This is a genomic window from Flavobacterium sp. (genome assembly GCF_043760115.1).
Classification (GTDB): Bacteria; Bacteroidota; Bacteroidia; order Flavobacteriales; family Flavobacteriaceae; genus Flavobacterium.
Map to the genome: position 1 here is coordinate 1 of NZ_JAYUPK010000037.1, position 9,276 is coordinate 9,276.

General features: G+C 28.2%; 8 protein-coding genes. 1 reads left to right on the forward strand and 7 read right to left on the reverse strand.

The features are described from left to right. Positions 1-173: 173 nt before the first annotated feature. From ACH2BC_RS03365 to ACH2BC_RS03395, 7 genes are all read right to left on the reverse strand, one after another. Complete coding sequence (locus ACH2BC_RS03365) at positions 174-539, reverse strand: four helix bundle protein (RefSeq protein WP_395052575.1); 366 nt, start codon at positions 537-539, stop codon at positions 174-176. A gap of 267 nt (positions 540-806) precedes the next feature. Then, positions 807-1,238, reverse strand: a complete 432-nt coding sequence (locus ACH2BC_RS03370) for a MarR family winged helix-turn-helix transcriptional regulator (protein ID WP_395052576.1) — start codon at positions 1,236-1,238, stop codon at positions 807-809. A gap of 287 nt (positions 1,239-1,525) precedes the next feature. Continuing rightward, positions 1,526-2,206: a metal-dependent hydrolase gene (locus tag ACH2BC_RS03375; protein ID WP_395052577.1), complete on the reverse strand. Its 681-nt coding sequence runs from the start codon at positions 2,204-2,206 to the stop codon at positions 1,526-1,528. Between the two features lie 2 nt (positions 2,207-2,208). Further along, positions 2,209-3,162 (reverse strand): 1,4-dihydroxy-2-naphthoate octaprenyltransferase, encoded by a 954-nt coding sequence (menA, locus tag ACH2BC_RS03380; protein WP_395052578.1) that lies wholly within the window; start codon positions 3,160-3,162, stop codon positions 2,209-2,211. A gap of 65 nt (positions 3,163-3,227) precedes the next feature. Beyond that, positions 3,228-4,739, reverse strand: coding sequence for a PH domain-containing protein (locus ACH2BC_RS03385; protein WP_395052579.1), 1,512 nt, complete (start codon positions 4,737-4,739; stop codon positions 3,228-3,230). Next, positions 4,739-5,254, reverse strand: a complete 516-nt coding sequence (locus tag ACH2BC_RS03390) for a PH domain-containing protein (RefSeq protein WP_395052580.1) — start codon at positions 5,252-5,254, stop codon at positions 4,739-4,741. Before ACH2BC_RS03390 ends, ACH2BC_RS03385 begins: the two co-directional genes overlap by 1 nt. 198 nt (positions 5,255-5,452) lie before the next feature. After that, positions 5,453-6,292, reverse strand: a complete 840-nt coding sequence (locus tag ACH2BC_RS03395; RefSeq protein ID WP_395052581.1) for a 1,4-dihydroxy-2-naphthoyl-CoA synthase — start codon at positions 6,290-6,292, stop codon at positions 5,453-5,455. Positions 6,293-6,419: 127 nt separating this feature from the next. Between ACH2BC_RS03395 and ACH2BC_RS03400 the strand changes: the two genes are divergently transcribed. Further along, positions 6,420-9,092, forward strand: coding sequence for a T9SS type A sorting domain-containing protein (locus tag ACH2BC_RS03400; RefSeq protein ID WP_395052582.1), 2,673 nt, complete (start codon positions 6,420-6,422; stop codon positions 9,090-9,092). Positions 9,093-9,276 lie beyond the last annotated feature (184 nt).

Below are 9,276 nucleotides of genomic sequence, written 5' to 3' on the forward strand. Positions count from 1 at the left end.
TAATGTATTTTGTATTGTTGTATAATGTATTTTGTATTGTTGTATAATGTATTTTGTATTGTTGTATAATGTATTTTGTATTGTTGTATAATGTTTAAATTATATTTTTATATGTAATTTCTTATTTAAGCATTTTTTAAAGTATATGATATACTTTTTTACATTCTACAATGTTAATTTGTAATTTTATTCTCTAATGAATTTTTTAGTTTGATAATCATGTTTTGAATATGTTGTATTTCTGCTTCAAGAAAATTAAAATCATCTTGATTTATAAAACTTAAGTTTTTACATATAATTAATTGTGTTTCAAACTCAAATGCAGAACCTAATGAAATTCCTAAAAAGTTATTAAAATCTTTATCTGTATTTCTTCCACAACCTTCTGCAATATTTGAAGGAATTGAGACAGCACATCTTCTTATTTGAGAAGTTAATCCATAAATCTCCTCTTTTGGGAAACTTTGGGTTTTTAAATAGGTATTTGTAACTAGTTCAATAGCTTTTTGCCAAACCTTTAATTCTTTAAAATAATTCATTTTTTATTGTATTATGTATTATTGTAATTCTGTATAATGTACTGTTGTAATTCTGTATAATGTATTGTTGTAATTCTGTACAGTGTATTGTTGTAATTCTGTATAATGTACTGTTGTAATTCTGTATAATGTATTGTTGTAATTCTGTATAATGTAATGTTGTAATTCTGTATAATGTATTGTTGTAATTATATATAATGTATTTCAGTTTATAATATATTATAGCAAAATCAGTAAATACAATTTTACAATATACATTATACAATTCTAAAATATTTTTTTCTCAGCAATCAATTCATTAATAGTATCTGAAACTACTATAAAATTTTTCAATTTTTCTTCTGTTATATTTTTACGAATGGTTTCATTAAATTTCAACACAGTTTCTTTAGATTGTGCTCTCATTTGTTTTCCAAAATCGGTCAGGTATATTAAAACGCCACGACCATCTTTTGGATTTTTTTTCCTAATTATTAATCCTTTTTCTTCTAATGTTTTTAATGTTCTTGTTAAGGATGTGGCTTCCATTCCCATTCGAGAACTAATTTCTGTTGATGGTGTTCCTTGTTCTTTATCTATACTTAAAAGTGCAAAACCTATTGCCATTGATCCTTCAAACTTGGATGCTTCTTCGTTGTACATTCTAGAAACGGCTTGCCAAGTTGCACGAAGTATATAATCTATTGTTTTTTCTTTCATATTTTTAAATGCGTTTTACTAAAACGATTTAGTTGGAAGTTCAAAGATAATCAAAATTTATTATGCGCGCATAGTATTTTTGATATTTTTTGGGAGATTTTTTATAAATATACGAATTTTAAGCGAAAACCTAAGTCTTTACTCCTGATAGAAATGGAAATCTTTTAGTATTTTTCTCAAAAAAATACTAAAAATTGGAATGTATAGCAGGAATTGCCATTGTAGAAATGCGAAAATAGTGGGTACAAAAAAAGCATCTAAAATTGATGCTTTATATATTTTTAAATCTAAATATCTATACTTTGACCAATTTCTAGTAACATTAAATCTTTGCCTGCATCGAAAAATTTCTTTATGGCTTGGTTGTGATTTATTTCTATGTAACCAAAGGTATCATAATGATAACCAAGTACTTTGTCGCAATCTACGAAGTCTGAAGCTAGAATTGCATCGTCTACATCCATTGTAAAATTATCTCCGATTGGAAGAATTGCTAAGTCGAGTTTCGTTCGCATTGGTATGAGTTTCATATCCATTGTGAGTGCTGTGTCGCCAGCGATATAAATATTTTTATGTTCGCCTTCTATTACAAAACCGCCAGGATTTCCGCCATAAGTTCCGTCGGCAAATGAGCTTGAATGTATAGCGTTTACGTATTTTACTTTTCCAAAATCGAATTGCCAACTTCCGCCATGATTCATCATATGACAATTGAATTCTTTGGCTAAATAATAGGTTGCCATTTCGGCATTGCAAACAATTATTGCGTTTGGATTTTGTGCCATTATAAACTCAACATCAAGCGTATGATCTTGATGTGCGTGGGTTAACAAAATATAATCGGCTTTTAAACTGGCTAAATCTATGTGACTTGCTTTGGCATTGGCAGAAATAAATGGATCTACAATAATGTTTTTTCCTGCAACTTCTATTCCGAGTGATGCGTGACCGTAAAATGTAATTTTCATAATTAATTAAAATATTGTTCTAACACATAAACGATTGTATCTGATATTAAAAAAATTAATGCTAATGATAATAATATTGATACTAAAAATGTACTTATGGCTAGTTTTTTTAATTCTGGATCTAATGCTCTTGGTTCTTTGTTTCTGTAAACTGTAATTAAATGGCTTGTTAATGGAAAATATCCTGCTATGAAAATGTATTGATCAAAGTTGAAAATTTCATCTTTCATATCATTAATGTAGGCAAACAATAAAATTAAAATCATTGCAGAAATTACTAGGAAATAATGATATTTTTTGGCCCAAATTCCGCCATTTTTAACTACTAATGTGTTTTTTCCAGCTTTTCTATCGGATAATTCGTCTCGCATATTGTTAAGATTTAAAACGCCAACACTTAAAAAACCAATAGCTGTTGCTGGTAAAAGTAGTAACCAATCTATTTGTTTAGAAAACATAAAATAAATTCCGAATGTACTTACCAAACCAAAGAATATAAATACAAAAATATCGCCATAACCACGATAACCATAAGCTCCAGAACCAACTGTATAACGAATTGCCGATGCTATTGCCAGAATTCCAAGTATTAAAAATAGTATTGAGTAAATTAAATAATCGCCTTTAAAAGAACAATATATTAGTAAAAGTGCCGAAATTAATGTGAGAATTGAGGTAATAACAATGGCTCTTTTCATAGCTTGTGGTGAAATTAATCCGCTTTGAATGGCACGTTTTGGTCCTACTCTATCGTCGTTATCTGTACCTTTTATTCCGTCACCATAATCGTTGGCAAAGTTGGAAAGTATTTGAAAGCCAAGCGTTGTTGTGAGCGCAAAAATTACAATTTTCCAATTAAAATAAGCTTGAGAAATAGCATAAAAACTACCAACTAAAATTCCTGATACTGATAATGGTAATGTTCTTAATCTTGCAGCTTGTATCCAGTGTTTCATAATTTTTTATTTTGCCACGAAGACTCGAAGTCTCAAAGGTTTTTTATATTATTTATTTTAATAATTTACATCCAATTGCTATCTGAGGTTTCTATTTCGTACAACCAAAGATTAGAATATTGTTTTAACTGATTAAAATTTCCCAATTGAAAGGCAATATTTCCTCCTGCTGTGTGCAAAATAATTGAACCTATATTTAGTCCTTTATGCCAAAATAATTGTGATGTTGTTATGGCTTGTATTTTTTTAATTTCTATAATTTCATTATCAATATCCCAAGCGCCACTTTGTTTTATTATATGATTTTCATTTATAAATATTCTGTAGTTTTTAAATGCAAAAAACAAAATTAGCAAGAAAAAAACAGTGTATGCTATTGCAAAATGCGAGTATTGTAAAACTTCTGGTTTTAAATACTTTCCAAATATAAAAAATCCAGACAAAGGTAGTACAATTGTTAAGAAAATAGAAAAAACTAATTTACGAAAATTGGGTTGCATCATTACTCCTTTTTCTGGTAGTTGATTAAAAATTAATTTTAGAATTTCGTCTTTTTCTAGATTATTACAACCTGGAATTTCAATTTGAGATTTTTTATTTTTTTTATCATCGCTAGTTGCTTGCTTGATTTTAATTTCTAAAACGTTTAATTTTTTTTGAAAATAATTTCTAGAAACTTTAACTATTTGAACTTTTTCTGGTTTAAGAATTGTGCTTTCGGTATTTATTAATCCGTAAGATAACAACAAAGAACCTTTTTGTTTAGCAATAGTATAATTGAAAAATTTTAATACAGTTCTTGCAATATTGATTATAAAAATTATGGTGAACATTACCAAAACAAAAACTAATATTCCATAAAATACTGGATAATTAGTAATTGTTTTTTCAATTTTATCTTGATCTATTAAATCTTCTTTACCTATTTGACGAAGGTTTTCGAGAATTGTAAAGAAAAAAGTCAGAATTAAACCTATGCTTTTTACATAATTAGATGTTATTCCGATTTTGATTAGACTTGATAGATTTATTTTTAAAAATGGTTTTGATTCTGATTGCAAATTTTGATTATTATCTAAAACTATTTCTTCAGATGAACTGTTTATAGATACAACTTCATTTTCTAGTAATTTAGATTTTAAAGCCAATGCCATTGCATGAGAAATGGCTTTTATTTTGCCTTCTTTAGTATCGCTTCCGGCAGTATCAACACTTAAACCATAAACGTTAATTATTCTTTGAATTAAATTTTGATTAATGTTAACTTGCTGAATTTTATTGATTTGAATTGCAGTTTTGGTTTTATTTATTATTCCGTCATTAACAATAAATTCATCATTTTCATCATCTATATAAAAGGTGAAATTTAAATATTGAAGGTAAGCTACAATTGCAATAACTAAAATTGTAACAGTAATTATAAGCAAGATATAGATTATTGTAGTGTCTTTAGATTTAAAAAACCATATAAATAAAATGGGAAGAAACGCTCTTCCAAATTTTTGTAATGTATCTAAAAACATAACCAAAATACCAGTTGAAGATTGGCGTTGTGGTTTATTAAAATTTACTTCCATTACAATTGTTTTTGAATTTTACCCATCAACAATTGTTTAATATTTTCGGCTTCTTCTTTTTCAATTCCAGAAATTTCAATGTCGCTAGAACTTCCACCAGCAGTAAAAATTTCTACTTTGGCCAAACCAAAATATCTTGAAATAAAACCTTCGTGCAAAGCAACGTGTTGTACTCTGTTGTATGGAATTACCATTGTGTTTGTTGCAATAATTCCGCTTCTGTAAATTACATCATGGTTTCTAAATGCATATCCTTTTTTATTGAAACCAATTCTTTTTAATAGAAAAGAAAAAATTAAAATCACAAAATAAGCAATTATAAAATAGATTGCGCTAGTTGCAAATTCATCCGATTTGTACCAAACTACGCCAAGAATTATTCCTAAAACTAAAAAAACGACAGTAGTATTTATAATAATTTCATACCAATATTTTGGATGTAACGCTGTAAGTTGCACTTCTTCAAATTTTGGAAGTTGCTTGGTATCTATAATTTCGTTGGTAAAATTTTCCATTTAAAAAATAAATCTTTTATTTATATGCGTGTAAAAATTTGCAATACAATTAATTTATGAGATTCCTACGGAATGACAAACTATGTGTGAAAAGTGTGTAAACTAAGTACTAAAAACTGAATACTGAACACTGATTACTGAACACTGAGCACTGAACACTGAGCACTAAACACTGAGCACTGAACACTGAACACTAAACTAAGGTAACCATTTCTTTTCAAAGTTAGGTTTTCTTTTTTCAAGAAAAGCATTTCTTCCTTCTTTGGCTTCTTCTGTCATGTAAGCTAATCGTGTTGCTTCGCCTGCAAAAACTTGTTGACCAACCATTCCATCATCGGTTAAATTCATTGCAAATTTTAGCATTTTTATTGCCATTGGCGATTTTGCCAAAATTTCTTGTGCCCATTCGTAAGACGTATTTTCAAGTTCTGCATGTGGAATTACAGCGTTTACCATTCCCATTTCAAAAGCTTCTTGTGCTGAATAATTTCTTCCTAAAAAGAATATTTCTCTAGCTTTTTTCTGACCAACCATTTTTGCTAAATATGCTGAACCATAACCGCCATCAAAACTTGTAACATCGGCATCAGTTTGTTTAAAAATGGCGTGCTCTTTACTTGCCAAAGTCATATCGCACACTACATGCAAACTGTGTCCGCCACCAACTGCCCAACCAGGAACAACGGCAATAACCACTTTAGGCATAAAACGAATTAATCGTTGCACTTCTAAAATATTTAATCTATGTTGTCCATCATCGCCAACATAACCTTGATTTCCTCTTGCGTTTTGATCGCCACCAGAACAAAAAGAATACACTCCATCTTTAGAACTTGGACCTTCTGCAGAAAGTAAAATTACACCAATTGAAGTGTCTTCTTGTGCATCATAAAACGCTTGATACAATTCTGATGTAGTTTTTGGTCGAAACGCATTGCGAACATCTGGACGATTAAAAGCTATTCTTGCTACGCCATTATATTTTTTATATGTTATGTCTTCAAATTCTTTTGCGGTTTGCCAATTAATTTCTTGCATTTTATATTGTTTTGAATACAAAAATATGGAAATAAAATTTAGAAAAATATTTATTTTTACTATTTGACGCAACCTTTTTCATATTATTGCATCTTAAGAAAAATATTACCCTTTTAAATAAAAAACTATGAAAAAATCTTTACTATTTATCTGTACAATTTTTTGTTTTGTTAACTATGCCCAAGTTTTAGACACAAGTTTTGGGCTTAATGGCATTGTTAATAATCAGTTTTCAACCTCTAGAAGTTCAGATGTTATTGGCGCTGCTACTTTACAACCTGATGGTAAAATAATTTATGTTGGCAAAGGTAATTATGATAACTATAGTTTTATAACAAGACATAACAGCGATGGAACAATAGATTTATCTTTTAATAATTATGGATTTAAAATTATATCTGGTGAAGGTTCAGACTGTGTTGCGTTACAGAGTGATGGAAAAATTTTAATGGGAAATCAGAATTCAATTTATAGGTTTAATTCTGATGGAAGTTTTGACTCAAATTTTGGCGTAAATGGCTTTGTATCATTATCTAACAATCCATCAGTTTTTTATAGTAAATCTATAGTTTTACAATCAGATGGGAAAATTGTTGTTACTGGAACAGATTATAATGAAACAAATAATAATTTTGAGGTAATTCGCTTAAATTCTAACGGTTCATTTGATACTGGTTTCGATAATGATGGAAAAGCAATAATAGCAATTTCTTCAATTAATGATGAAGCATATGCTTCTGTAATTCAAGCTGATGGTAAAATAATTATTACTGGACAAACCAGAAATGGCTCAAATACAAGTGGTAACTATGATATTGCAACAGCAAGATTAAATAGTAATGGAACATTAGATACAACATTTGGAGCTAATGGTTTCACAATTTTTCAAAATACAAGTTTATCATCAGAATATGGGAGATCCATAACATTACAATCAGATAATAAAATTTTAATTGGAGGATCATCCGCATCAAAAATAATTGTTTTAAGATACAATTCTATTGGAGCTCTAGATACAACATTTGATGGCGATGGATTTTTTTTAACAACTGCGAATACTAATAATTCTATTGCTATAAATTATTGTGCATCTAGACAAATTATAAAATCATTAGTTGATGGGAAAATAATTATTGGTGGTTCTCTTTTAAGTAATTATGGAATTGTAAAATTAAATTCTAATGGAACATTAGATACTTCTTTTGGAACAAATGGAATTGTTACAAATGATAAGAATGCTTTTGACAGAGTAACTTTTTTATTAATGAATCCAAATGGCAATCTAATCATAGGTGGAGGAAGTTCTACAAATACTGCCACTAATTTTACTTCTGAAAAAATAGAATTTACATCTAATGGTATATTTGTTTCAGACTTGACATTTAGTTTAAATCAAGGAAGCAATAAAATTATTTCATCAATTGTTCAACAAGATGGTAAAATTGTTAGTATTGGAGAAAATCAAACGTCAGGATTTAAAAATAGTTTATTGATTAGACAAAATAGTAATGGAAGTTTAGATACTTCTTTCGGAATTAATGGTATCATAACATTTGATTCCGAACTAACAAAAGTAATTCAGTTAAGTAATGGGAAATATATAGTTTTAAGTTCTTTTGATAGAAAATTATATAAATACAATATTGATGGAACACCAGATTCAAGTTTTGGAACAAACGGTTTAGTTGATTATAATTTATCAGCTCCAAATATTGTAATGTACTTAGATGACGTAGTTGCATCTGAAAATGATCAAATTTTTATAGGATATGATTATAATATTAATGGAACAGGAGAAACCGTTGACTTTGGTTTGTCTAAATTAAATAATAATGGTTCTATTGATACCTCTTTTGGAACTAATGGAGTTGCAACTACACGTTTTAACTTTTACGGTCTTGCTTCAAGTGAATGGCCAGCAAATATAATTTTACAATCTGATAATAAAATAATTGTTTCAGGAATATTAAATTCATTCAATACGCTAATTGATAATTCTTCTATTGGGATTACAAGATTTAATATCAATGGAACTTTAGACAACTCGTTTGGAATTAGTGGAAAAGTAGTAACTCAAATAAACAGTAAAAATTATCCATATCAAACAATTGCTTTAAACGATGATAAGTTTTTATTAAATACACAAGATGTAATAAACAACGAAACTAAAACTTCTACTATTAAATATAATGTTAATGGAAGTGTAGATACTAGTTTTGGCACAAATGGTATTGTTACAGATTCAAATAAAAACAATAGCATGATTCTTCAACCAGATGGAAAGTTTTTAAAATCTGGAAGTGCATCAAATCAATTTTCTATTAACAGATATTTATCAAATGGAACTATTGATACAACTTTTGGAAATAATGGAACTTTATCAACCTCAATTAATTATTTATCGGATGTTAATTCATTAGTATTAACACAAGACAACAAACTTTTAGCTGGTGGATATTCATTTAATGGAACTAATGTTGTAATGACTCAAGCTCAATACACAGATTTAAACTTAGGAGCATTATCTTTCAATACTCAAAACTCCATTCTAATCTACCCAAACCCAATACAATCTGAAGCAACTTTCACTTACAATTTAGTAAATGATGAAACGGTTTCTATTGATATTATAGATTTACAAGGAAAAATTGTTCAATCTATTTTGCAAAATAAATTTCAAATAGAAGGTTCATACAATCAAACCATTACTTTATCTAACACACTTGCAGCAGGAAATTATATTTTAAAATTCTCCTCTTCAACTGGTAGTCAAAGTGTAAAAATTATTAAAAAAGATTGATTTTATCTTTTAAACTAAAAAGTTCCTTTTTAAATATTTTATAAATAGCACTTTATAAGATATTTAAAAAGGAACTTTTTTATAGATGCTGAATTCAAGTTACAAATGCAACTGGGTAAAAATAAATGAATTATTTTTCAAAAGAAAGGACTAAAAAGTCCTTCCCTCTGAATGGAATAAATTG

What these genes read in the sequence shown, in the direction of transcription:
- ACH2BC_RS03400 (WP_395052582.1), top strand. Translation starts at nt 6,420, where the DNA reads ATGAAAAAATCTTTACTATTTATCTGTACAATTTTTTGTTTTGTTAAC.
- ACH2BC_RS03375 (WP_395052577.1), bottom strand. Translation starts at nt 2,206, where the DNA reads ATGAAAATTACATTTTACGGTCACGCATCACTCGGAATAGAAGTTGCA.
- menA (WP_395052578.1), bottom strand. Translation starts at nt 3,162, where the DNA reads ATGAAACACTGGATACAAGCTGCAAGATTAAGAACATTACCATTATCA.
- ACH2BC_RS03390 (WP_395052580.1), bottom strand. Translation starts at nt 5,254, where the DNA reads ATGGAAAATTTTACCAACGAAATTATAGATACCAAGCAACTTCCAAAA.
- ACH2BC_RS03385 (WP_395052579.1), bottom strand. Translation starts at nt 4,739, where the DNA reads ATGGAAGTAAATTTTAATAAACCACAACGCCAATCTTCAACTGGTATT.
- ACH2BC_RS03395 (WP_395052581.1), bottom strand. Translation starts at nt 6,292, where the DNA reads ATGCAAGAAATTAATTGGCAAACCGCAAAAGAATTTGAAGACATAACA.
- ACH2BC_RS03370 (WP_395052576.1), bottom strand. Translation starts at nt 1,238, where the DNA reads ATGAAAGAAAAAACAATAGATTATATACTTCGTGCAACTTGGCAAGCC.
- ACH2BC_RS03365 (WP_395052575.1), bottom strand. Translation starts at nt 539, where the DNA reads ATGAATTATTTTAAAGAATTAAAGGTTTGGCAAAAAGCTATTGAACTA.